The 22,579-nt window shown below is 69.7% G+C and carries 16 protein-coding genes; 11 read left to right on the plus strand and 5 right to left on the minus strand.

All coding sequences use genetic code 11. The annotated features are described in order from the left end of the window. Positions 1-90 precede the first annotated feature (90 nt). Positions 91-906, plus strand: coding sequence for a hypothetical protein (locus tag EBN03_RS06500; protein WP_122187008.1), 816 nt, complete (start codon positions 91-93; stop codon positions 904-906). Here EBN03_RS06500 and EBN03_RS06505 read toward each other — a convergent pair. After that, a complete protein-coding gene (locus EBN03_RS06505) occupies positions 903-2,366 on the minus strand; it encodes a CCA tRNA nucleotidyltransferase (RefSeq protein ID WP_122187343.1) in 1,464 nt (487 codons plus the stop codon). The two genes, EBN03_RS06500 and EBN03_RS06505, sit on opposite strands and share 4 nt — an antisense overlap. 153 nt (positions 2,367-2,519) lie before the next feature. Between EBN03_RS06505 and EBN03_RS06510 the strand changes: the two genes are divergently transcribed. The 8 genes from EBN03_RS06510 to EBN03_RS06545 all read left to right on the plus strand — a co-directional run bounded on the left by EBN03_RS06510 (position 2,520) and on the right by EBN03_RS06545 (position 15,081). After that, positions 2,520-3,056 carry an NUDIX hydrolase gene (locus EBN03_RS06510; protein ID WP_122187009.1) on the plus strand — a complete coding sequence of 179 codons (537 nt, stop codon included), beginning with the start codon at positions 2,520-2,522 and terminating at the stop codon, positions 3,054-3,056. Positions 3,057-3,106: 50 nt separating this feature from the next. Further along, positions 3,107-5,656 (plus strand): DUF6049 family protein, encoded by a 2,550-nt coding sequence (locus tag EBN03_RS06515; protein WP_122187010.1) that lies wholly within the window; start codon positions 3,107-3,109, stop codon positions 5,654-5,656. 781 nt (positions 5,657-6,437) lie between these two features. Beyond that, on the plus strand, positions 6,438-10,262 hold the full coding sequence (locus EBN03_RS06520) for a murein biosynthesis integral membrane protein MurJ (RefSeq protein ID WP_407671098.1): 3,825 nt from the start codon (positions 6,438-6,440) through the stop codon (positions 10,260-10,262). Between the two features lie 286 nt (positions 10,263-10,548). After that, a complete protein-coding gene (gene sigM, locus EBN03_RS06525) occupies positions 10,549-11,082 on the plus strand; it encodes an RNA polymerase sigma factor SigM (protein WP_233608245.1) in 534 nt (177 codons plus the stop codon). Positions 11,083-11,162: 80 nt separating this feature from the next. Then, entirely contained in the window at positions 11,163-12,119 is a 957-nt protein-coding gene (locus EBN03_RS06530; RefSeq protein WP_122187012.1) for a hypothetical protein, read from the plus strand. A gap of 162 nt (positions 12,120-12,281) precedes the next feature. Further along, positions 12,282-13,268, plus strand: a complete 987-nt coding sequence (gene trxB / locus EBN03_RS06535; RefSeq protein WP_122187013.1) for a thioredoxin-disulfide reductase — start codon at positions 12,282-12,284, stop codon at positions 13,266-13,268. A gap of 21 nt (positions 13,269-13,289) precedes the next feature. Further along, positions 13,290-13,619, plus strand: a complete 330-nt coding sequence (gene trxA, locus EBN03_RS06540) for a thioredoxin (protein WP_122187014.1) — start codon at positions 13,290-13,292, stop codon at positions 13,617-13,619. Between the two features lie 271 nt (positions 13,620-13,890). Further along, the gene (locus EBN03_RS06545) at positions 13,891-15,081 is read left to right on the plus strand and encodes an N-acetylmuramoyl-L-alanine amidase (RefSeq protein WP_122187015.1); all 1,191 of its coding nucleotides are present in this window, start codon (positions 13,891-13,893) and stop codon (positions 15,079-15,081) included. Positions 15,082-15,148: 67 nt separating this feature from the next. On the opposite strand, the gene EBN03_RS06550 is transcribed toward EBN03_RS06545, so the two are convergent. From EBN03_RS06550 to EBN03_RS06565, 4 genes are all read right to left on the minus strand, one after another. Beyond that, positions 15,149-15,901: a GNAT family N-acetyltransferase gene (locus tag EBN03_RS06550; RefSeq protein ID WP_122187016.1), complete on the minus strand. Its 753-nt coding sequence runs from the start codon at positions 15,899-15,901 to the stop codon at positions 15,149-15,151. A gap of 263 nt (positions 15,902-16,164) precedes the next feature. Beyond that, entirely contained in the window at positions 16,165-17,157 is a 993-nt protein-coding gene (locus tag EBN03_RS06555; protein ID WP_122187017.1) for a ParB/RepB/Spo0J family partition protein, read from the minus strand. A 3-nt stretch (positions 17,158-17,160) separates the two neighbouring features. Then, positions 17,161-18,171: a ParA family protein gene (locus tag EBN03_RS06560; protein ID WP_122187018.1), complete on the minus strand. Its 1,011-nt coding sequence runs from the start codon at positions 18,169-18,171 to the stop codon at positions 17,161-17,163. A 553-nt stretch (positions 18,172-18,724) separates the two neighbouring features. Beyond that, positions 18,725-19,480: a helix-turn-helix domain-containing protein gene (locus tag EBN03_RS06565; protein WP_199742638.1), complete on the minus strand. Its 756-nt coding sequence runs from the start codon at positions 19,478-19,480 to the stop codon at positions 18,725-18,727. Positions 19,481-19,564: 84 nt separating this feature from the next. On the opposite strand from EBN03_RS06565, the gene EBN03_RS06570 reads away from it, so the two are divergent. Continuing rightward, a complete protein-coding gene (locus EBN03_RS06570; RefSeq protein WP_122187346.1) occupies positions 19,565-20,419 on the plus strand; it encodes an NAD(P)H-binding protein in 855 nt (284 codons plus the stop codon). Between the two features lie 618 nt (positions 20,420-21,037). After that, on the plus strand, positions 21,038-21,193 hold the full coding sequence (locus EBN03_RS34045) for a hypothetical protein (protein WP_158675549.1): 156 nt from the start codon (positions 21,038-21,040) through the stop codon (positions 21,191-21,193). Positions 21,194-22,579: the final 1,386 nt, after the last annotated feature.

Raw genomic sequence — 22,579 nt, forward strand, 5'->3', positions numbered from 1 at the left:
GCAACTACGGACGGCGACCGGCCGTGGCGGCCGGGCTCGGAACTTTCTCGGTGACGAGTTCCGGTCCCGCCAAGTAGGCTCGGAGCAATCATGGCCACCTATTTCGATCCGCGGTCCTGGTCGCCGCTGCGCGCGGTCGACCCGGTCCGGCGGATGCTCGACCCCGCCTGGCTCGACCAATGGGCCGGATTCACCACCTCCTGGCTCGACCCGTTCGCCGACCTCGGCGCCGGCACCGTCACCGCACTCCTGCCCGACGTACTCATCACCGTCCTCAGCGAAGGCATCCGCAGCCGATTCGGCGGCCAGACCCTGAGCGCGGCCGTCCTCGGCCACGAGGTCACCGCCGTCCTGGACACGCTCGAAGTCCGCCGGCGCGGCGCCCAGTTCGAGATCAGCAGCGAACTCAGCGACATGCGGTGGGACCGGCACGCCATCGAACGGATGACCGTCCTGGCCCACGGCGTCCGGCTCACCCCGGGCGTCCCCACCAAACTGCGCACCCGCGTCATCGAGGTCAGCGGCACCGTCACCACCGCGGCGCTGGTGGGTTGGCTGAACGAGACCGGCCTCGACTGGGAACTCGCGATCGACACGGACGGGCTGATCGTGGCCCGCGACCCGAGCCGCCGGATTCGCGTCGTCCTGGACGCCACCGTCAACGACAACGTCCTCGCCCTGGCCGTGCACCGCGCCTACTGGCGGGGAATGCGAGTGCCGCGCCGCTACATCAAGGTCGCGCCGATCCCGCTCGGCGAACTACCCCGCGACGCGCGCATCGTGCGCGCCGACCGAGACGCCGACCGGGTGCACTGGCGGCTGGAGATCCCGCAGCTGACCGGGTCGTTCGACCTGGCCGAGATCCGCACCGCCATCGTCACCGGCACCACCCTGGTGCTGTTCTAGGGCGCCCCGGCGTTCCACCACTCGACCAGCGCCTGCTCGGCCTCCTCGGCGGTCATCGGCCCCCGGTCCAGGCGCAGCTCCTTCAAATACCGCCACGCCCGGCCGACCTGCGGGCCCGGCGGCAGGCCGAGCAACTCCATGATCGCGTTGCCGTCCAGGTCGGGACGCACCCGAGCCAGATCCTCGGCCTCCTGCAGCCGCGCGATCCGCACCTCGAGATCGTCGTAGGTGGCCTGCAACTGCGCGGCCCGGCGCTTGTTGCGGGTCGTGCAGTCGGCGCGGACCAGCTTGTGCAAGCGGGGGAGCAGCTCGGCGCCGTCGGTGACATAGCGCCGCACCGCCGAATCCGTCCACTGCCCCTTGTTGTAGCCGTGGAACCGCAGGTGCAGATACACCAGCCGCGCCACGTCCTCGGTGAACTGCTTCGGATACTTCAACGCGCGCAAGCGTTTCCGCACCATCTTCGCGCCCACCACCTCGTGGTGGTGGAAGCTGACCCCGCCGCCGGGCTCGTTGCGCTTGGTCGGCGGCTTCCCGATGTCGTGCAACAGCGCCGCCCACCGCAGCACCAGGTCCGGGTCGCCCTCCTCCTGGTCGATGGCCTGGCGCAGCACGGTCAACGAATGCTGGTAGACGTCCTTGTGCTGGTGGTGTTCGTCGATCTCCAGCTGCATGGCCGGGATCTCCGGCAGCACCCGCGCCGCCAGCCCGGTCTCGCACATGACGTCGATACCCTCGGTCGGGTACTGGCCGCCGATCAGCTTGTCCAGCTCGGTGTGGATGCGCTCGGCGGTGATCCGGTCGATCTCACCGGCCATGGCCGTCATCGCCGCCCGCACGCGCGGCGCGAGCTCGAAACCCAGCTGAGCCACGAAGCGGGCCGCGCGCAACATGCGCAGCGGGTCGTCGTCGAAGGAGTCCTCGGGCGCGGCGGGCGTATCGAGCACCCCCGCGAGCAGGGCGTCCAGACCGTTGAGCGGGTCGACGAATTCGAGGTTGCCGTCGCCGCCGATCCGCACCGCCATCGCGTTCACGGTGAAGTCGCGGCGCACCAGATCACCCTCGAGGGTGTCGCCGAAGGTCACCTCCGGATTGCGCGACACCCGGTCGTAGGAGTCGCTGCGGAACGTGGTGATCTCGATCTGCTGCCCGTCCTTGGCGCCGCTGACCGTGCCGAACGCCAGCCCGCCGGTGTCCCACATCTGATCGGCCCAGCCGCGCAGGATGCCCTGCACCACCTCGGGCCGGGCGTCGGTGGTGAAATCCAGGTCGGTGCCCAGCCTGCCCAGAACCGCGTCGCGCACACTGCCGCCCACCAGATAGAGCTGGTGACCCTGCGCGGCGAACATTTCCCCCAGCGGTGTCAGCACATCCGACAGGCGCCCCAGCGTGACCGCCGCAGCTGCCAGCAGGCGCGCACGACGATCCTCGACAGCATCCTCGTACTTCTGCGAAACCACGACCACGCAGCTTAGTTGGCGAACACCCCCGACACCGAATCCCCGCCGCCCGGTCCGGGCCCCGTCCGTCCGCTCGACGCACCCGGTACCGCCCGCACTCCGACCGGCGCCGCCAGGCGACGTAGCGGGTACCGCGTCGCCTAAACTGACGCAGTGTCTCCGGCCGATCGCGCGAACAATCGACGCCGCCAGCCCCGGCGCCGAAGTTCGGCCGGTTCAGCGGGCAAACCTCGGATGCGCACCGTGCGCGAAACATCCGCAGGTGGGCTGGTCGTCGACGGCCTGGACGGTCCCGCAGCGCTGCGCTGCGCGGCCCTGATCGGGCGCACCGACCGCCGCGGCCGACTGCTGTGGTCCCTGCCGAAGGGGCATATCGAAGAAGGCGAGACCGCGGAGCAGACCGCCGTGCGGGAGGTCGCCGAGGAGACCGGGATCAACGGTGAGGTGGTCGAGGAACTCGGCAGCATCGACTACTGGTTCGTCACCGAGGGCCGCCGCGTGCACAAGACCGTGCACCATTTCCTGATGCGGTCCCTGGGTGGCGAGCTGACCGACGCCGACGTCGAGGTCACCGAGGTCGCCTGGGTGCCGCTGACCGAGCTGGAGTCGAAACTGGCCTACGCCGACGAACGGCGGCTGGCCGAGGTCGCGAACCGCCTGATCGATCGGATGGAGAACGGCAGACGATGACGCGTGCGGGACGGTGGCGCCGGCCGATCGATCGGTCAGCCGCCGGCGGCATGAACCGGACTCGAACGGCGAGTCCGGTGCGCCGGTGGCCGGTTCTGATCCTCGTCGGGTTGGCCCTGCTGACCGGAACCGCGACATTGCCGGCGCTGCCGTTCGCGGTCGCGCAGCCGACCGGTTCGGCCGGCACGCCGGTGGAACCGAAATTCGTCAAGCTGACCGTGGACGCGGTGGGCCCGACGGCGGTGACCGCGGCCGGCGACGGCTTCTTGACCGTTACCGGCACGGTCACCAATATCGGCGACCGCGACGTGGACGACATCAGTGTGCGCGTGCAGCGCGGCGGCGCGATCGAAACCCCGAGCGGCCTGCGCACCACGCTGCGGCCGGACGAAGCCGATGACGAGGTGGTCGGCGACTTCGTCGACCTCACCGACCAGCTCGCCCCGGGGCAGCGCAAACAGTTCGCGCTCAAGGTCGCCGTGCGGCCGGGCACCCAGACCACGCCACCGGTCAGCTCGCTCGGCATCAACGCGCCGGGCGTCTACCCGGTGCTGCTCAATATCAACGGCCAGCCCGCCTACGGGAACCAGGCCCACCTCGACGACGCCCGGTTCCTGCTGCCGGTGCTCGGGCTGCCGCCGGAGACGATCGACGGACGGCCGACCGGTGAGGGCCCGGTGTCCGCCCCCACGGACGCGCCGGTGGCGACGACGTTCATCTGGCCGCTGGCCGACCGCCCGCGCACGGTGGCCGGGATTCCGGGCCAGGCCGACGGGAAGCCGCTGCTCACCGACGACGAGTTGGCGGCCTCGCTGACCACCGGCGGGCGGCTCGACCAGCTGCTCGCCGCCGTGGAATCCGAGGTCCGCACCGACAGCGGCCGTCCCGGACCGGGCGCGAACCCGGCCGCGGGCGCGCTGTGCCTGGCGATCGATCCCGATCTGCTGCTCACCGTCGACGGGATGACCCGGGGCTACAAGGTCCTGGCCTCCCCGTCGGATCCGAGCGGGCCGACCCGGGACGGAACCGGCGCGCGGGCCGCGAGCGCCTGGCTGGACCGGTTGAAGGCGGTCGCCGCCGCGGTCTGCACGATCGCGACCCCGTTCGCGCAGGTGGACGTCAGCACCCTGGCGGCGGTGGCCGATCCCGACCTGAGCGGCCTTGCCCTCGACTCGCCCGCGACCGTCGTCGATACGCTGTTGTCGGTGAAGTCGGTCCGCGGCGTGGCGCTGCCGGCCGCGGGCAGTGTGGACGAGGCCGGCGCCCAGCTGCTGGCCGCCCACGGCACCACGACCGCGGTACTCGCCGCCAATGCCGTTGTCCCCGGCGATCATCCGGCCCCGGCCGGTCCGGCACCCGCGTCGACCGTCGCGCACGGTCCGGCCGCGACGGCCGGCACGCCGGTCGAGGAGGTCGACGCGCCCGAGATGGTTCGCCTGCTGGGTGTCACGCCACCCAGCGCTCCCGGTCAGCAGCTGGCGGATCCGGGCCTGCGGGTCGCCACCTTCGACGTGTGGACCGCGACCGCGATGGCGGCGGTCGGTTCCGGTCCGCCGACCCCCGCCTTCACGCCGGCCGGCGCCCGCTTCGAGGTGACCGGCGACTCGCGGCCGGCCCGGCTGCAGGACGCGCTGGGCGCGCTGGCCTGGAGTGCGCTGAACCCGCAGGCCGGGCAGCGCGCCGCCCTGATCATGCCGCCGCAGGAGTGGGGTGCGGGCCGCGACGAGGCGACCGCACTGCTCGGGGAGTTCGATCTGCTCGCGCACAGCGGGCTGATCACGCCGCGCCCGTTCGCCGACGTGCTCACGACCGCGCCGGATCCGCGCCCGTTCACCGTGGACTATTCGGCGCAGGTCGCCGCCGACGGAGTGCCCGGTCACTACGTCGAGCCGGTGCGCAGCCAGGAACAGCGGGTGCAGAACCTGCTCGGCGCGCTGGTGGACGCGCCGCTGCAGAAGCCGACCCCGAACGACTTCGTGCAGCCGCTGCGCGACGACCTGCTGCGGGTGCTGTCGGGGGCCAGCCGGGGCAGTGATTCCGGTGCGGAGACCGCGGCGCAGCGCCGGATGGACCAGATCACTCGAACTTTGGACAACATCTACGACTCGGTGACGGTGCTGCCGCCGGGCGGCGTCTACACCCTGGCCTCGGAACAGAGCCCGCTGCTGCTGGTGGCGCGCAACGACCTTCCGGTCGCGATCCGGATCAAATTCAAGATCGACGCGCCCGCTGAGACCAACATCACCGACATCGGCGAGCAGCAGTTGCCGGCCGAGGGCACCCGCTGGTTCCAGGTGCCGAGCCAGGTGTCCGACAGCCGCAAACTGGTCATTCCGATTTCGCTCACCACGCCGGATGGGGTCCCGCTGGGCAACGCGACATCCGTTCAGGTGCGTTCCAACGCCTATGGTCAGGCATTGGCGATAATTACGGCATGCGCGTGTGTTCTGCTGTTCCTGCTCACCGGACGCCGGCTCTGGCGGCGCTTCCGGGGACAGCCGGATCCGGCGGACGAGGGGCTCGACCCCAGCAAGCGGCGCAGGTTGAACCGCTATTTGCGCGCCCGGCGACGGGTTGGACGGCAGCAGGAGGATTCGTGACGATGCTCGACGGCGGACTCGGTCGTGCCGCCCTGCCATCGCGCGATCGGTCCGGGCTGCGGCCGCGAACCCCGCGTGACCGCGCGGTGACGCCGGCCCGGGGGGCGTGATGACAGATATCTCCAAACCCACCCACGGCGATATCCCCCAGCAGAACAGCAACACACCGCCCGGTGGCCCGGCACAGCCGGCCCGGCGCGGCCCGGCGCGGCCCGATCGCCGTGACCCGGCCCAGCCCGACGGCGACACGCCCGAGGTGCAGCGGACCGCGGCAGCCCCTTGGGAACGCGGCAACCAGCCGCCGAGCGGCGCCCAGCGCCGGGTGCCGCCGGCGAGCGGCGCGATGCCGCAGGTACCGCGGCCGCCGGACGGCCCGCCGCCGGGCCGTCCGGGCGGCCGGATCCCGGAATCCCGGCGGCACGAACCGCGCCCCGGATTCCAGTGGGGTCACCCGAACGGGCCCGACGGTGGCCAACCGCAACGCATCGATCCCGCGCAGCCGCGACGGCGTCCCCCCGCACCCCCGCAGCGAATCGAACCCGGCCGCGGTGACGTGCCGGGTGCCGGTCCCGGCAGGCGCGGACCGGCGCATCCCGCAGGCCCAGCCAGCGGCCACTTCCCGGCCGTGAACAACGGGCCGTCGAGCGGTCACTTCCCGCAGGTTTCCGGCGGCGCGCCCCGCGCGCAACGCCCGCCGAGCGGTCAGCTGCCGCGGGTACCGAACCCGCAAACGCCGAATCGGCCGCCCAGCGGCCAGATTCCGGTCACCCCCGGTGGCCGGATGACGCCACCGGCGTATCCGGTCCGCCGCGCCGCGGGATCCGAGACGCCCGAACGCGTTTCCGGCGGCACCGCGACCGCGGTCGCCACCGCGCCGAAACCCGACACGCCGCAGGGCCGCAACGCCCGGTTGATGAGCGACTCCGGGTCGATGGCGATCGTCACGCTCATCAGCCGGATCACCGGATTCGGTAAGCAGCTGCTGCTGCTCACCGTGCTGGGTCCCCGGATCGCGAGCGCGTTCACCGTGTCCAGCCAGATCCCGACGATGGTCGAGCAGCTGGTGCTGGGTGCGGTGCTGACCGCGTTCGTGGTCCCGACCCTGGTCCGGGCCGAGAAGGAGGACGCCGACGGCGGCGCCGCCTTCGTCCGCCGCCTGGTCACCATGGCGTTCGTGGTGCTCGGCGCCGCCGCGCTGTTCTGTACCGCGTCGGCGCCGCTGCTGATCAAATACATCTTCCTGTCCGACGACGGCAAGGTCAGCGCCGGCCTGGCCACCGCGCTGGCCTACCTGCTGCTGCCCGCCATCGTCTGCTACGGCATGTCGTCGCTGCTCATGGCGATCCTCAACACCCACGAGATCTTCAAGCCGGGTGTGTGGGCGCCGGTGCTGAACAACCTCGTGGTGCTCGGCGTGCTGGGCCTGTACGCGGTGACCCCGGGGGAGATCTCGCTCGACCCGGTCCGCATGGGCGATCCCAAGCTGCTGATCCTCGGCCTCGGCGTCACGTTCGGCGTGTTCGTGCAGGTCATGAGCCTGCTGCCACCGATCCGCCGGGCCGGGATCGACCTGCGGCCGCTGTGGGGCGTCGACGACCGGCTCAAGCAGTTCGGTGGCATGGGTGCCGCTGTCATCCTGTACGTGCTGATCAGCCAGGCCGGCTTCGTGTTCGGCACCCGGATCTCGTCGCACGCCGACGAGGCCGGGCCCGCGATCTATAACAACGCCTGGCTGCTGTTGCAGCTGCCGTACGGCGTCCTCGGCGTGACCGTGCTGACGGCGATCATGCCGCGGCTCAGCCGCAATGCCGCGGCCGACGACACACCCGCCGTGGTGGACGATCTGTCCGCCGCGACCCGGTTGACGATGATCGCGCTGCTACCGGTCGTCACCTTCCTCACGATCGCCGGGCCGCAGGTGGGCGAAGCGCTCTACGGGTACGGGCATTTCGGCAACCACCAGGCCGCGCGGCTGGGCGAGGCGGTCAGCTGGTCGGCGTTCACGCTGATCCCGTACGCCCTGGTCCTGATCCATCTGCGGGTCTTCTACGCGCGTGAACAAGCCTGGACGCCGACGTGGGTCATCCTCGGCATCACGGCCGTCAAGATCGCGCTGTCCGCGCTGGCGCCGCTGGTGTTCTCCGACGACTACGTGGTCATCGCCCTGGGAGTGGCGAACGGGCTGGGCTTCGCGGCCGGCGCCGCGATCGGCGGCTGGCTGCTGCACCGCAGTCTCGGCGATCTGCGCATGTCGAACGTGGGCCGGACCGTCACCCGGGTGGCCCTGGCGTCGGTGGCGGCCGGTGCCGTGACCCTGATCGTCGACCAGACGGTCGGTTTGGACCGGTTCCATCACGGTTTCGGGGCACTGTTCCGAGTCGGGGTGGACGCCGTCGTGATGCTCGGTGTCGCTTTCGGTCTCATGCGCCTGGCGGGCATCCCGGAGATCGTGGCGATCACGGTGTCGATCACGCGGCGCCTCGGAATCTCCGCGCCCGCACCGAAACTCGACCTCGACGCCGCCGAACTCGAGGCGACGACCGTGCTGGCGCGGCCCGAGCCGGCCGCCCCGTACTACTACCGCTACGACCCGTACATGGACGCGCAGACGATGGTGCTTCCGGTCATCCGGCCCGGGACAGTTGTCCGCACCGGTACGAGCGAGTTCCCGTACCCTGTTGCGCAGGCAAACGCAAACGCCGGGTCCGGCACCAGCGCAACCGATATGTCGGGTTCCGCGGTACCGGGTCAGGACGACCGGGTCGGCGCACCACCGATACAGCCGGTATCCGCACAGCAGGTTGAAGGAGGAACCAGGGTGAGCGACGACGCGGCGGGCGCTGCCGCCGCCGATGCTGCCGCGACTAGGGAGGGCGCTCTGCGTACCGACGACCCCGCGGAGGTTCCACCGGCCGACGATGCGGCCGGCGACCAGGATACGGCCGGTACCGGGGAGCAGGATTCCCCGGAGAACTCCGGCGCGACTCCGCCGAGCTACGAGACCGGCATGCTGCCGGTCCACTCGCCGGAGATGCCCCCGATGCGTGTGGAACAACCGGCTCGCCGGACCCCGCGCGGTCCCAAGCTGATCCCGGGCGCCTCGGTGGCCGGCGGACGGTACCGTCTGCTGGCCGCGCACGGCGGTTCGCGTGGCCTGATCTTCTGGCAGGCGCTGGACGTCAAGCTCGACCGCGAGGTCGCACTGACGTTCGTCGACGCCGACCAGAAGGCCACGGAGAACTCAGGTTCCGACGGCCCGCAGGCCATCCTGTCGCGCACGCTGCGGCTGGGCCGGATCAACTCCCCGGGTCTGGCCCGGGTCCTGGACGTGGTGCGCGGTAGTTCCGGCGGCATCGTGGTCGCCGAGTGGACGCCGGGCCGCTCGCTGCGCGAGATGGCCGAGACCGTCCCGTCCCCGATCGGCGCGGCGCGCGCGATCCGGGTGCTGGCGGCGGCCGCCGAGATGGCGCATCGCGGTGGCGGGTCGCTGTCGATCGACAGTCCGGACCGGATCCGGATCAGTGCCTCCGGTGACGCGGTGCTCGCGTTCCCGGGCACGCTGTCGGACTCCGACGCGCAGGCCGACGTGCGTGGCCTCGGTGCCATGCTGTACGCCCTGATCACCGCGCACTGGCCGATCCGCACCGGTGGTGTCACCGGCAAGGCGGCCATGGTGGGTGGCCTGCCGCTGGCCGAATTCGGTCCGGACGGTACGCCGGTCGAGCCGCGGCAGATCCGGCCGGAGGTGCCGTTCGAGATCTCCGCGGTCGCGGTGCGCTCGCTGGAGTCGAACAAGGGTGTGCGGACCGCCGCGACCGTTCAGCACGTGCTGGAGCAGGCGTCGGTCGTCGACCAGAAGACCGATTTCATCCCGGTGCTGCGGCTCGGGCAGCGGGCGACGTCGGCTCCCGACGAGTCGCTGGCCGATCCGGAGCTGCTGGCCGCCGAGCGGGAACGCTCGAAGCGGATGATGTACATCCTGATCGCGCTCGGCATGCTGGCCGCGCTGGTGGTCGGTGTGATCATCTGGTGGCTGCTCAGTATCTTCGCGCCGGCGTCGTCGACGGCACCGCTGGACGAACAGCGCAAACTGGGCTTGACCACGGCCGCCTCGGCGCCGGCCAACCCGAGCGCTGCCGGTGCGCCGTCGTCGTCGGCGGCGCCCGCGGTGCCGGTGCCGTTGACGGGTGCCGCGGTGTTCTCCCCGGAGGGCACGCCGGACAGCCCCGGTACGGCCGGTGCGACGGTGGACGGCAACCCGACCACCGGGTGGCACACCGACCAGTACTTCCAGCAGTTCCCAGCCCTCAAGAAGGGCGAAGGGATCATGGCCTCACTGGCCAACCCGAGCAAGCTGACCGCGGTCAGCATCGACTCGCCGAGCCCGGGCACGGTGGTCGAGATCCGTACCGCGCCGGCGGCGAACGCGACCCTGGACCAGACCCAGCTGGTCGGCCAGGCCACGTTGGGCGACGGCACCACCGAGATCCCGGTGAAGACCGATCAGCCGGCCCGCTTCGTACTGGTGTGGATCACGCAGCTGGCCAACTCGGGCGGTCAGTTCCAGACCACCGTCAACGAGATCCGTTGCGAGGCAGCGCCCTGATCCGCTGAGCGGGTCGATTCCGCTGTGGGCCGGGCCGATTCTCCGGCGCTCGGCGCGATTGCTGCCGGTTTCGATCTGCCGCTATGATCGCCGCACACTCTCGACCGGGAGTGACCTGGTGGGATCCAACCGCGTGGGTGGCGGTCGTTCTCCGGGTGTGACGCGGCAGCTGTTCTGGGGGAACCTGTTGTCCTTCGATGCGATCGAGCGAACCGGTGCGGGACCGTCACGGTCCGCCGGGGCCGGGTCGCGTCTCGGCGATCCGGATACCGCGACGGACCGGGAGTTGCTCGCCGCCCATGTCGCCGGCGATCCGCACGCGTTCGCGGTCCTGTTCCGCCGTCACTATCACCATCTCTATCAACTGGCGCTGCGCTCGTCGTACTCGCCCGAGGACGCCGCGGATTCGGTGCAGGACGCGCTGCTGTCCGCCCATCGCAACGCGGCCGGGTACCGGGGTGACGCCGAGGTCCGCAGCTGGCTGCATCGCATCGTGGTGAACGCCTGCCTGGACCGGATCCGGCGCAATCGGGCGCGGCCGGCGACCTCGCTGTTCGAGGAGTCGATCGACGAGCCGGCCGCGCCGCGCGACGAGATGTCGGAGCTGGAGACGAAGCTGGTGGTGGATCGGGCCCTGTTCGACCTGCCGCCCGATCAGCGGGCCGCCTTGGTCGCGGTCGAGATGGAGCAGCTGAGCGTGGCGGAAGCTGCGGAGTTGCTCGGCGTGCCACCGGGTACCGTCAAGAGCCGGTGCTCGCGTGGTCGAAAACGGCTGCAGGAGAGACTGGGTTCGGTTCGAGATCGGGGGAACCGAAGCTAGGCGCCGCGCGTCATACCTAACGACCCGACCCCGATCCGAGCTCTACAGCAAACCCGCCACCGGCGACCAGAGGAGGTGCGATGGCAGACCGTCCGTTACCGCGGCCGCCGTTCGACGCCGCCCTGCTGGCCGACCTGCACGGCGACAACGTCCCGGCCGAGGTCGCGGCGGACCTGTGGCCGGCGGTTCGCCAGGATCCCGACGCCGTGCGCTATCTGGCCGAACTGGACGCGGTGAACGACAGTCTGCGCGCACTCGGCACGGAAACCGAAGTGCTGCACCGCATGCCGAACGCCGTCCGCGACCGGCTGGACACGCTGCTCGACCAGCTCTCGGCCGATGCCGGTCCAGACGTTGCCCCCGGCACCGACCCCGATCGGCTCGCTGGCTCCGTCGGCGTGGCCCGCGGGCCCGCCTCGGTGGCCGGCCCCAGGCTGCTCACCGCCGGCACGGCCGATGCATCGGCTCTGACCGACTCCGCCCCGACCGCGGGCGAGGCTGCCGCCGCGGGCGCAATTACCGAACCTGTCCGCCTCGCGGCCCAGGCCCCGGCCACAGACCAGTGCGCGGGCGAGGCCGCCGGCTCGAGTGGGGACCAGGCTCCGGTGGCAGAACTCGATCAGTACCGGGCCCGCCGCCGCCGGTTGCTGGCCGCGGCCGCGGCCGCAGTCCCGCTCATGACGTTCGGCATCATCGCGGTGGTCGCCGGGCACCACGATTCGGACAGTCCGAGCGCGCTGCGGCCGAGCTCGACGACCCTTTCCGAGGGTGACCTGGCTCCCGCCGCGCTCTTGGGGGCGATGGGCCGCAACGACGTGACCGGCCGGCTGGCCGCCCCGGGAGCGCTGAACGCCTGTGTCCGGGCCGCCGGGGCGGACCGGCAGGTTCTCGGGTCCACCGACACCACGTTCCAGGGGCAGCCGGCCGCGCTGATCCTGGTCGCCGGCCCGCATCCGCCCACCGTCACGGCCCTCATCGTCGGCACCGGCTGCGCGCCGGGCGACCCGCAGCTGCGCGTCCACCGCGATATCGGCTGACGCGGTAGTGCTGCGGGTTCGGGCAGTGGCGCAGCCCACAATCGGCCGGCGGTCGGGTCGGTACAGCGACCGGCGCTGACCCGGTGGGAACATCTCCCACTACGCTGTTGTTGACCTACGCGCCTGGACATCGCAGGCCTGTCGACCCACCTGGAAGGCATCATGACCACGCCTGTACGCGACCTCATCATCGTCGGCTCCGGACCCGCCGGATACACCGCTGCGATCTATGCGGCTCGTGCGGAGCTGGAACCGCTGCTGTTCGAGGGCACGCAATTCGGCGGCGCGCTGATGACCACCACCGAGGTGGAGAACTTCCCGGGCTTCCGCAGCGGCATCATGGGCCCGGATCTGATGGACGAGATGCGGGAGCAGGCCAAGCGCTTCGGTGCCGACATTCGCACCGAGGACGTGGACGCGATCGACCTGTCCGGTGAGGTCAAGTCGGTCACCGTCGGCGGCGAGGTCTACCGCGCGAAGTCGATCATCCTCGCAATGGGTTCCGCCGCACGGTATTTGAACGTACCGGGCGAGCAGGAGCTGCTCGGTCGCGGCGTGAGCGCCTGCGCCACCTGCGACGGCTTCTTCTTCAAGGGCCAGGACATCGTGGTCGTCGGTGGTGGTGACTCCGCGATGGAGGAGGCGACCTTCCTCACCAAGTTCGCGTCCAGTGTCACCGTCGTGCACCGTCGCGAGGAGTTCCGCGCCTCCCGCATCATGCTCGAGCGGGCCAAGGCCAACGACAAGATCCGGTTCCGCCTGGACTCGGAAGTCGTTGCCGTGCACGGCGAGAACAGCGTGACCAGCCTCACACTGCGCAACACCCGCACCGGGGAGACCTCCGAGCTGGCGGCCACCGGCCTGTTCGTGGCCATCGGCCACGACCCGCGCAGTGAGCTGGTCCGCGGCCAGGTGGCGCTCGACGGCGAGGGGTACGTGCTGGTCGACGGGTCGAGCACCGCAACCGATGTCCCCGGCGTGTTCGCCGCCGGTGACCTGGTCGACCACACCTACCGCCAGGCGATCACCGCGGCCGGTACCGGCTGCCGCGCGGCCATCGACGCCGAACGCTGGCTGGCCGAGCAGGGCGATATCACCGCCAACACCGTGGGCAACGCCGGTTCGCCGGTCGACGTCACCGTCAACTGAATCACCGCACGAGGAGTCACGATGTCCGAATCCGCCACCAAAACCGTCACCGACGCCAGCTTCGCGCAGGACGTCCTGGCCAGCGAGAAGCCCGTTCTGGTCGACTTCTGGGCGACGTGGTGCGGTCCGTGCAAGATGATCGCCCCGGTGCTGGAGGAGATCGCGGTGTCGCACGGTGAGCAGCTGACCATCGCCAAGGTCAACGCCGACGAGAATCCCGAATCCGCCCGGGACCACGGCATTCTCGGCCTCCCGACCATGCTGGTGTTCCAGGGTGGCAAGGAGGTCAAGCGGATCGTGGGCGCCAAGGGCAAGGCCGCGCTGCTGCGCGAGCTCGAAGGCATCATCTGATCGTCCGAGTTTCGGCCGTCGTCGACCTCCGTGCTGCGCGGACCGGCGACGGCCGATACTCTGTGTGCGCGGTAGTGCACGACCGCTATGGTTCCCGGGCGTCGTCGGATTGGCGTACGGAATCCGTCGCCGGTGTACGATCCGTGCACCCGGCCGATTTTGCCGAATTGCGGTCCGGGTCTCTAGCAATCGACCGACACTCCGGTCGTGCGTAGGTGTATTCCTCGCATGAGTGGGTACCCGGGTTGGCGGAAGGAAAGGGCTCTCACGCATGCACCGACTTCGCCACGGCGATTCCGGCCCAGCCGTCGCCGAGGTTCGGAGCACCCTGGCCGGTCTCGGCTTCTTACACGGCCAGCCGGGCCAGGCGGAACCGAGTGACCACTATTGGAAGGACGCCGATGCGGCGTTCGACGGTCCGCTCGACTCCGCGGTCCGCGCCTTCCAGCAGCACCGTGGGTTGCTGGTGGACGGTGTGGTCGGTCCCGCTACCTATCGTGCGCTCAAGGAGGCTTCGTATCGCCTCGGTGCCCGCACGCTGATCTATCAACTGTCCGCGCCGCTGTACGGGGACGATGTCGCCACCCTACAGCGGCGGCTGCAGGATCTCGGCTTCTACGTGCACCGGGTCGACGGCTATTTCGGCCCGCAGACTCACGACGCGTTGACCGCCTTCCAGCGGGAGATCGGTTTGGCCGCCGACGGTATCTGCGGCCCGGACACGCTGCGTTCGCTGGATCTGTTGGGCGCCAGGGTGACCGGCGGCAATCCGCACCGGATCGCCGAGGAGGAGGTCGTGCACCGCGCCGGCCCGCAGCTGACCGGTAAGCGGATCGTGATCGATCCGGGCCTGGGTGGCCCGGACAAGGGCCGTGCGGTTCCGACCGAGTTCGGTGACGTGTACGAGTCGGAGATCCTGTGGGATCTGGCGAGCCGGCTGGAGGGCCGGATGGCCGCCACCGGTATGGAGACCTTCCTGTCCCGGCCGTGGAACGCGAACCTGTCCGACGCCGAACGTGCCGAGATCTCCAACACTTTCGACGCCGACCTGATGATCTCGCTGCGCTGCGCCGCGAACGCCAGTTCGCTGGCCGGTGGGGTGGCGAGCTTCCACTTCGGCAACTCGCACGGTTCCACCTCGATGATCGGCCAGGTGCTGGCCGGGTTCATCCAGCGCGAGATCGTGGCCCGAACGTCGTTGCAGGACTGCCGAACTCACGCCCGCACCTGGGATCTGTTGCGGCTCACCAAGATGCCGACCGTGCAGGTCGACATCGGTTATCTCACAAACGAATACGACATGTCGGTGCTGACCAATCCGCGGATGCGGGACGTGATCGCCGAGGCGATCCTGATCTCGGTGAAGCGGCTCTACCTGCTGGGCCAGGACGATCAGCCCACCGGCACATACACTTTCGCGGAACTGCTGGCCGAGGAACTCGCAGCCTCAGACCGAATCTAGCCGGAAGCTGTTCTCGGACAACAAAAAAGGCGCCCCGGATTATCCGGGGCGCCTTTTCGTTTGCGGGTCAGAGGGTTCCGACCCGGGTCGGTACGGTCATCGAAGCGGCGGCGAGCAATTGGTCCAGCGCGCGCTCGACGTCCTCCTTCCACAGGTGGTCGCTGTCGAGTTCGAGCCGCAGCCGCGGGAAACGGTGGTGTGGGGCAACCACTTCGAAACCGACGTCCTCCAGGAAGTCGGCGTCGATCATGCAGGTCTCGGGGGAGCAGGCGGCCGCGGCACCCCGATGCGCCGGGGCACTACTGCCGCGGGCCGCACCCGAGGCCGGAGTGTCGATGCGTTCCATCAGCATCATCGAACCGACCGCACGAGTCGACAAGGCCGTGGCCGCCGGATCCTTCCGTAGACCGAAGGCCTCGATGGCGCGCACCCCGCGCCGGATCAGATCCGACACCACAGCGTTCAGCAGCCGCTGGGCGATGTCGTTGTGGTTGTACGGGAATTCGGCCCGCAGCGTGGTCAGCAGGACCGCGTCCGGGCTCACCGGAGACGTCGGGAACAGGCCCGCCCGGGGGACCGAACTCGGCGGGGCGTAGAGGGCGCAGCCGGCCGACTGACCGTCCACCAACGCGATCTGCCCGCAGGACCCCCACTGGAGCATGGTGGTCGACAGCCAGGCTTCCTTCTCGAAGACAGGATCACTGAAGCCGGCGCAGTCCTGCGCCACGGCCGGATCGATCTCCCAGAACACGCAGCGGCGTGCGTGCGTCGGGAGCTGGTCCAGCCCGCCGAGAGTTAGTGCGGTCACGCTGGTCGACACCGCTCTGCTCAGCCTCCAGCTGTCTGATTCATCCACACTCACGCTGCATCAACATTTTCTCGCCAGCAAGAATAAGCGATCACTGCGAGTCGCCTCTTTCTCATTCGCTGTGCTGTCGGACGTGCTCCCGAATCGATCCCGTCCCTAGGCCACAGCGCGACCGTGACGTTGTCACAGTGACGTTTCAAGTGTAGGTCCCGGGTCTCGGAATTCACGTGTGATTTTTCCTTCATACGCCGGCCTGTGGCGCCGGCGGGCGGACGTCAGAGCTGCTGCTCCATCATCTTCACGATGCGTTCCAGATCGTCGACCGAACCGAACTCGACGACGATCTTGCCCTTGCGCTTGCCCAGGCTGACCGTCACCCGGGTGTCGAAGGACGAGGACAGCCGATCGGCCACATCCTGCAGACCCGGCATCTGGATCGGCTTGCGCTTGGGCGCCGGGGGAGTGGCAGTTTCCGGGTCCCGGTTGGCCAGGGTCACAGCTTCCTCGGTAGCGCGGACCGACAGCCCCTCGGCCACGATCCGCGCGGCCAGCGTCTCCTGTGCCTCGGCACCGGCTTCCAGACCCAGCAGCGCACGCGCGTGTCCGGCCGAGAGCACACCGGCCGCCACCCGGCGCTGCACCGGAATCGGCAACTTCAGCAGGCGAATCATATTCGTCACGACCGGCCGAGACCGGCCGATTCGCGTGGCGAGTTCCTCGTGCGTCACCGAGAACTCTTCCAGCAGTTGCTGATACGCGGCGGCCTCTTCGAGCGGGTTGAGCTGCACCCGGTGGATGTTCTCCAGCAGGGCGTCGCGCAGCATCGAACCGTCGTCGGTGTCGCGGACGATCGCCGGAATCAGGGACAGGCCGGCTTCCTGGCTGGCCCGCCAGCGCCGCTCACCCATGACCAGCTGGTAGCGCGGCCCGCCCGACCCGGGTAGCTTGCGGACCACGATCGGCTGCATCAAGCCGAATTCACGAATCGAGTGGACCAGTTCCTCGAGCGCCTCCGGTTCGAAGACGTGCCGCGGCTGCTTGGGATTCGGCTCGATCTGCTCCGGCGGGATCTCCTGATAGACCGCGCCCAGATCGGGTTCGGTCGGGTCGGGGACCCGGTGCAGATAGGCCGACGCCGGATGCGGGCCGATCGGTTCGAGGCCGATGACCGCGTTCGCCGCCGCACTGCCCAGCCCCTGGACCTCAGTCGGCCCGGTGGGGATCAGTGCGGCGAGGCCGCGGCCCAGTCCACCCTTCTTCGCGCTCATCGACTACAGGCCCCTTCCGTCTGTCGCACCGACCGTGGCCACAGTCCGCGCCGCGAGCTCACGGCCCGCATCGAGGTAGCTCAGCGCACCCCGCGAACCCGGATCGTAGTCGAGCACCGTCATGCCGTAACCGGGCGCCTCGGACACCTTTACGCTGCGGGGGATGACCGACTTGAGGACGGCGTCGCCGAAGTGGTTGCGCACCTCGTCGGCGACCTGGTCGGCCAGCTTGGTGCGGCCGTCGTACATGGTCAGGATGACGGTCGAGACCCGCAGTTCCTGGTTCAGATGCGACTGCACCAGACCGATATTGCGCAGCAGCTGCCCGACGCCCTCCAGCGCGTAGTACTCGCACTGGATCGGGATGAGCACCTCCTTGGCGGCCACCAGCGCGTTGACGGTGAGCAGACCGAGGGAGGGCGGGCAGTCGATCATGACGAAGTCGATGTCGTAGCCGGCCAGATTCGCTTCGTGGACAGCGTTCTTCAGTCGGTTCTCGCGCGCGACCATCGACACCAGTTCGATCTCGGCGCCGGCCAGATCGATGGTGGCGGGGATGCACAGCAGCCGCTCGTTGTGCGGGCTCTGCTGGATCGCCTCCTTCACCGAGATCTCACCGATCAACAGCTCGTAGCTGGAAGGGGTGCCGGAGGTGTGTTCGACGCCGAGCGCGGTACTCGCATTGCCCTGCGGGTCGAGGTCGATGACCAGCACCCGCATTCCCTGCAGCGCCAACGCCGCCGCCAGGTTCACCGTGGTGGTGGTCTTTCCGACGCCGCCCTTCTGGTTGGCGATCGTGATGATGCGCTGTTCCTTGGGTTTCGGCAATGTCAGGGAGTCGGAGTGCAGCACCTGGCTGGCGCGCTGCGCCTCGGCTCCGATCGGCGTTTCGGCGGAGGAGATGCTGCCGAAAGCGGTGCGCCCGAACTCGTCCATATCGATGCCACTCCCATCGAGCGTGCCTCGCACGCGAGACTGTGTTTCCCGTGAAACATTCGTCGGACCGTTCGACATAGAAGCTCCTAACACCCAGAACATGCTCTTCGCGTGCCCGGTCTGCACCGATGCGTCCGGACCCGGGGTAAGTGGAGCGAGTCGTCTTCTTTCGACCGATGCTCGGCCTTACAAAGTCTGTCGGACATCGAGAATCGGCGCTCACACTCGACAACATCTAGCTTGCCAGCACCGAGCCCAATACGGAAGTTGAACCGCTGCAAACTCCGTATGACACGCGTCGAAAACGGGCCGCGGAGCGCCTCGGGGCGGTCTCGGCGGGCGAGATCGGGTGGGCGCGGGGGTAGTTGCGATGTTTCACATGAAACGTGGCAGGGCGGGAGCCGATCCGGCCTGAGCTCTCCGCGGTCCGCGGTTTCACATGAAACATCGCTACGCGGCGGCTGATCCGGGTTCGGTTTGCGCGGTTGCCCGGCGCCCATGGGGGACGGGAGCATTCCAGGCCGGCGTACGAGACAGGCTGGGCGCATATGACTATCGGCCGCCGACTCGGTTGATGAGGCTCGAGTGACAAGTCCGACCGAGGCGACCGTCCGCTGGAACCACACTCCGGCTACGGCGGCGGTCCGGCGCAGAGGCGGGGGGCCGGGCGGCCGCCGGATACGAAGGCGGCGGGGGAGATGCCCATGATGCGGCGGAAGTCGGTCGTCATGTGCGCCTGGTCGTAGTAGCCGGACTCGCGGGCGACGTCCGACAGCGCGACACCGGCAGTGGCCGCGCGGGCCGCCCGGCGCACGCGAGCGATCCGCGCGAACAGTTTAGGGGACAGGCCGATCTCGGTGTGGAACAGCGTCCGCAGATGCCGCTCGCTGATCGCCAGATCGCGCGCGATCGCGCCCACCCCACCGCGGCCGGTGTCGGAAGTGAGCGCGTGTTGCGCGCTGTCCAGCAGAGCCCGATAGGGGGTGGACCCATCGGCAGACGAGATTCGTTGCAGCAGGGCATCTTCCAGTCGGGCCGCCACCCGCGCCGGATCCGGCCACAGCTCGGACAGTTCCGCGGCCAGGCGGTCGGCCCGGTCACCCCAGAACTCCGCCAACGGCACCGACCGATCGACCAGTTCCGCCGCGTCGGCCGGACCGAGCGCCGCGCTCCCGTACCCAGGGCGCAGCCGGGCGACCGCGCACAGCGGCCGCGGGCCGTCGGTGCTGGCGTAGCCGGCGGCGGTGATCGGACCGCGCACGAACAACTGTCCCGGACCGTCGACCGGCTTGCGGAAGACCACCGACGCGGAGACATTCGGTTGGTCGACATGGATCGGGACGTCGGCCGAGGGCGGGTCGATCACGACGGGCAGTGCGGATCTCACCCTCCCACCGTAGGCCGTGAGCGCGCGTCGTGCTGTGCCGAAACTTCCAAGACCGATGGGACTTGCCCGGCGACAGTGGATTCCATGATTCTCGTAACCGGAGCTACCGGCACAGTCGGCAGCGCACTCATCGAACTCCTGGCCTCGCAGCACCTTCCGGTCCGCGCCCTGAGCCGGCGGACCGATGCCGAATACCCGTCCGGCGTCGAAGCGGTGACCGGTGATTTCGACGACGCCGAATCTCTGGTGGCGGCCGCCTCCGGGGTGACCGCGGCGCTGCTCCTCACCGCGCCGTCGGCGCCGACCGCCGAACACGATCGAGCGTTCGTGGCCGCCGCCCGCGCCGCCGGTGTCGAGAAGATCGTGAAGCTGTCCGCGATCGCCACCGGTGACTACGCACCGGACGGCGAGATGATCGGGGCGCACCACGCGGCGGGGGAGGAGGCGGTCCACGCCAGCGGTCTCGACTGGACTGTGCTGCGGCCGAGCGTCTTCGCCTCCAACTCGCTGTCGTGGGCACCGCTGATCAATTCCGGCGGACCGATCCAGAACCTGACGGGGTCCGGTCGGCAGGGCGTGATCCACCCCGGCGACATCGCGGCCGTCGCTGCCCACGTCCTCACCACCCCCGGCCACACAGCCACCACCTACACCCTGACCGGACCGGCCGCACTGACGACCGCCGACCAAGTAGCCGCGCTCGGAACCGCACTCGGTCGCGACCTGTCGACCGTGGACCTGTCCGAGGACGAAATCCGCGCCCAGCTCACCGCCGCCGGCATGCCCGAGTCGGCGGTGCGAACGATGATCAGCGGCCTCGGCTACGCCCGCTCCGGGAAGAACGCCACAGTGACCGGAGACGTCGAATCCCTCCTCGGCCGCAGCCCGCGGACGTACCAGGAATGGGCCGAGGAGAACCGCGACCGCTTCCTCGCCTGAGGGCGCACAGCGGTGGGCCGGTCCCGCAGCCGGGCGAACTCGGCCCACCGCCGTGGGTTTCACGTGAAACCGACGGCGCCACCATTTCCCGGCACCTGATGGAGGTCTGCCGTATGGGCGCCTACACCCTCGCCTTCGACCCGCAGGTGCTGCTGATGGACGAACCGTTCGCCGCCCTCGCCGGTCGCTGCTCACCGAACTGCCCCCCGCTGGGAAGCGGCCCCGATCACGGTCAGCGCCACCGAGACCGTGCCGCTGGTCTACGACTTCGGCGTGGCTGCCGGCCGCGGTGGTCACACCGAGATCGTCGAATAGGCAGCCGCTGAGAAGATGCGTCGCAGCGTGCCGTTCTCCCGGGCCGTGGGCGCCACAGACGAGCACCACCGGCGGCGCGGTTCCACGTGAAACCCGCGCCGCTATTTGCTGTCCGACAACGATTTCGGCCCGTCGGCCGGGCCGGGGCGTCAGCGCAGTCCGGCAGCACCGGCGAATGAGCGCGGGTTGTCCGCGTATGTCGTGGCGGCGCTGCGGGCGAAGAGACATCGAGATCGGTTGTAGATCGGTTGGTCGAACTGCCGCGGTGGCTGCAGGACGAGCACAGACGCCGCCTCACCCGGGATGACCGTCGTCGACCCGGCGCCGGGCGCCGACCGGGCGCACAGCGGGTACGTCGTCGCCGACGTGGCAATCCGCAGCTCGGTCCACCTGCCGATCGGCACCGCCGCACTGAGGCAGCGGTCACCGACGTCGAGCGAGCCGGCGCGCTCCACGTGAAACACCCGCCGCCGGTGCACGGCAACGACGTCGGGTCAGCTTCTCGGACCTGAGCATGGCCCCCGGCACGGTTCCACGTGAAACACGCACCGCCGTCACTGCCCGACGGCTCGGGTCCATCGATCTCCTCGAGCCCGAACATAGTTCTGCACCACAGGTTCCACGTGAAACACGCACCACCGCTGCCCGACAACGACTTTGGGCCCATCCACCTTCCCGAGCCCGAGCTCGGGAAGGTACTGCGAGCTCCGCACAAATCCGCGGGTGCACGCCGCCGTCGTCGCAACCGGGCAGCCGGTCGTGCTGAAGGGGTACAGCCGCCCACATCGCCACCACGGGCACCCGCGACTCCGGTACATCTCCCCGGGCCGGAGCTCGGGCGCCACAAGAGCTTGAACGTGAATTCACACCACGCGAACCCGAGGCGCAACGCCGCACGGTTCGCATACGGCCACCAGCCCGCCGAGTCCGCACGGTCTCCCCGGCGACGGGCCAAGGGCGAAGCATTGTCGGAACCGTGGGGAGTACAGCCTTCTTCGGTTCGGCGTCGCCTTCCGGCAATCCATCGGCGCGGTTCATCCACACCGGAAACGGGACCCAAGGAAGAGCCATCCAGTGCGCCGAAGTCGTACCACAGGACCCCCACCGAACATCCCGCCTACTTCCGCCACGTGACGGAAGTAGGTGGGGCTAGCGGCATCCCGCGTCCATCCTCCCGAGATTCGATCACGTCCGGCGTCCACCCCAACCGATCCACGCGGTCGCAGCCCGTACACCTGAAACTGTCCCCCGGCCACGACGGCCCGGGCTGCCCGGGCGCGCCACCCGAATCATGTACCGCAGCAAGGACACCAACGAGCAGCCGGTCCCGGTCACCGACACGCCACATCAGGTCCAGTCCGCATCGCCGATTCGAACGCGCTGTGACGATGCTTGCGGTCCACGAAGTTTGGCGGCCACCCGACCTCGAACTGAGGTACTGGCGCCACCCCGTAGCGGTTACGGTGCCGGCCGCAGATCACGGCTGGCGGTAGCGGGTTCGCCAGGTCACTAGACCGCCGGGCCCCGGTTCGAAAGGTCGCCGCGCCGCCAAACCACCGGATCGCCGTGTGGCGGGGCGGCCAGATCGCGACGCCGCCAGCCGCCGAACCGCCACCTGGCGGGTGACCGTGTCACCGGCCGTCGGGTCGAGAGGGCACCAATGGCGGGTTGGCCGGGTCGCCAGACCGCCGGGTCGAAGGTCGCCGCGCGGTGCAGGCGTAACCGCCGACCAAGGTGGCGCTGGTGTACTACGCGCGGACCCGGTCCGCTGACTACAGCGCAGGGCGTGCGGCTCAACGCGATCGAACCAGGTCGGAAGGTAGCGAGGTGGCCGGGTCGCCGTGT

It is taken from the genome of Nocardia stercoris (assembly GCF_003696265.1).
Taxonomy (GTDB): Bacteria; Actinomycetota; Actinomycetes; order Mycobacteriales; family Mycobacteriaceae; genus Nocardia; species Nocardia stercoris.

Coding starts and splice junctions, on each gene's coding strand:
- EBN03_RS06560 (WP_122187018.1), bottom strand. CDS start 18,171: ATGTCGAACGGTCCGACGAATGTTTCACGGGAAACACAGTCTCGCGTG.
- EBN03_RS06520 (WP_407671098.1), top strand. CDS start 6,438: ATGACGCCACCGGCGTATCCGGTCCGCCGCGCCGCGGGATCCGAGACG.
- EBN03_RS06545 (WP_122187015.1), top strand. CDS start 13,891: ATGCACCGACTTCGCCACGGCGATTCCGGCCCAGCCGTCGCCGAGGTT.
- EBN03_RS34045 (WP_158675549.1), top strand. CDS start 21,038: ATGACCGTCGTCGACCCGGCGCCGGGCGCCGACCGGGCGCACAGCGGG.
- EBN03_RS06530 (WP_122187012.1), top strand. CDS start 11,163: ATGGCAGACCGTCCGTTACCGCGGCCGCCGTTCGACGCCGCCCTGCTG.
- EBN03_RS06500 (WP_122187008.1), top strand. CDS start 91: ATGGCCACCTATTTCGATCCGCGGTCCTGGTCGCCGCTGCGCGCGGTC.
- trxA (WP_122187014.1), top strand. CDS start 13,290: ATGTCCGAATCCGCCACCAAAACCGTCACCGACGCCAGCTTCGCGCAG.
- trxB (WP_122187013.1), top strand. CDS start 12,282: ATGACCACGCCTGTACGCGACCTCATCATCGTCGGCTCCGGACCCGCC.
- EBN03_RS06570 (WP_122187346.1), top strand. CDS start 19,565: ATGATTCTCGTAACCGGAGCTACCGGCACAGTCGGCAGCGCACTCATC.
- EBN03_RS06515 (WP_122187010.1), top strand. CDS start 3,107: ATGAACCGGACTCGAACGGCGAGTCCGGTGCGCCGGTGGCCGGTTCTG.
- EBN03_RS06555 (WP_122187017.1), bottom strand. CDS start 17,157: ATGAGCGCGAAGAAGGGTGGACTGGGCCGCGGCCTCGCCGCACTGATC.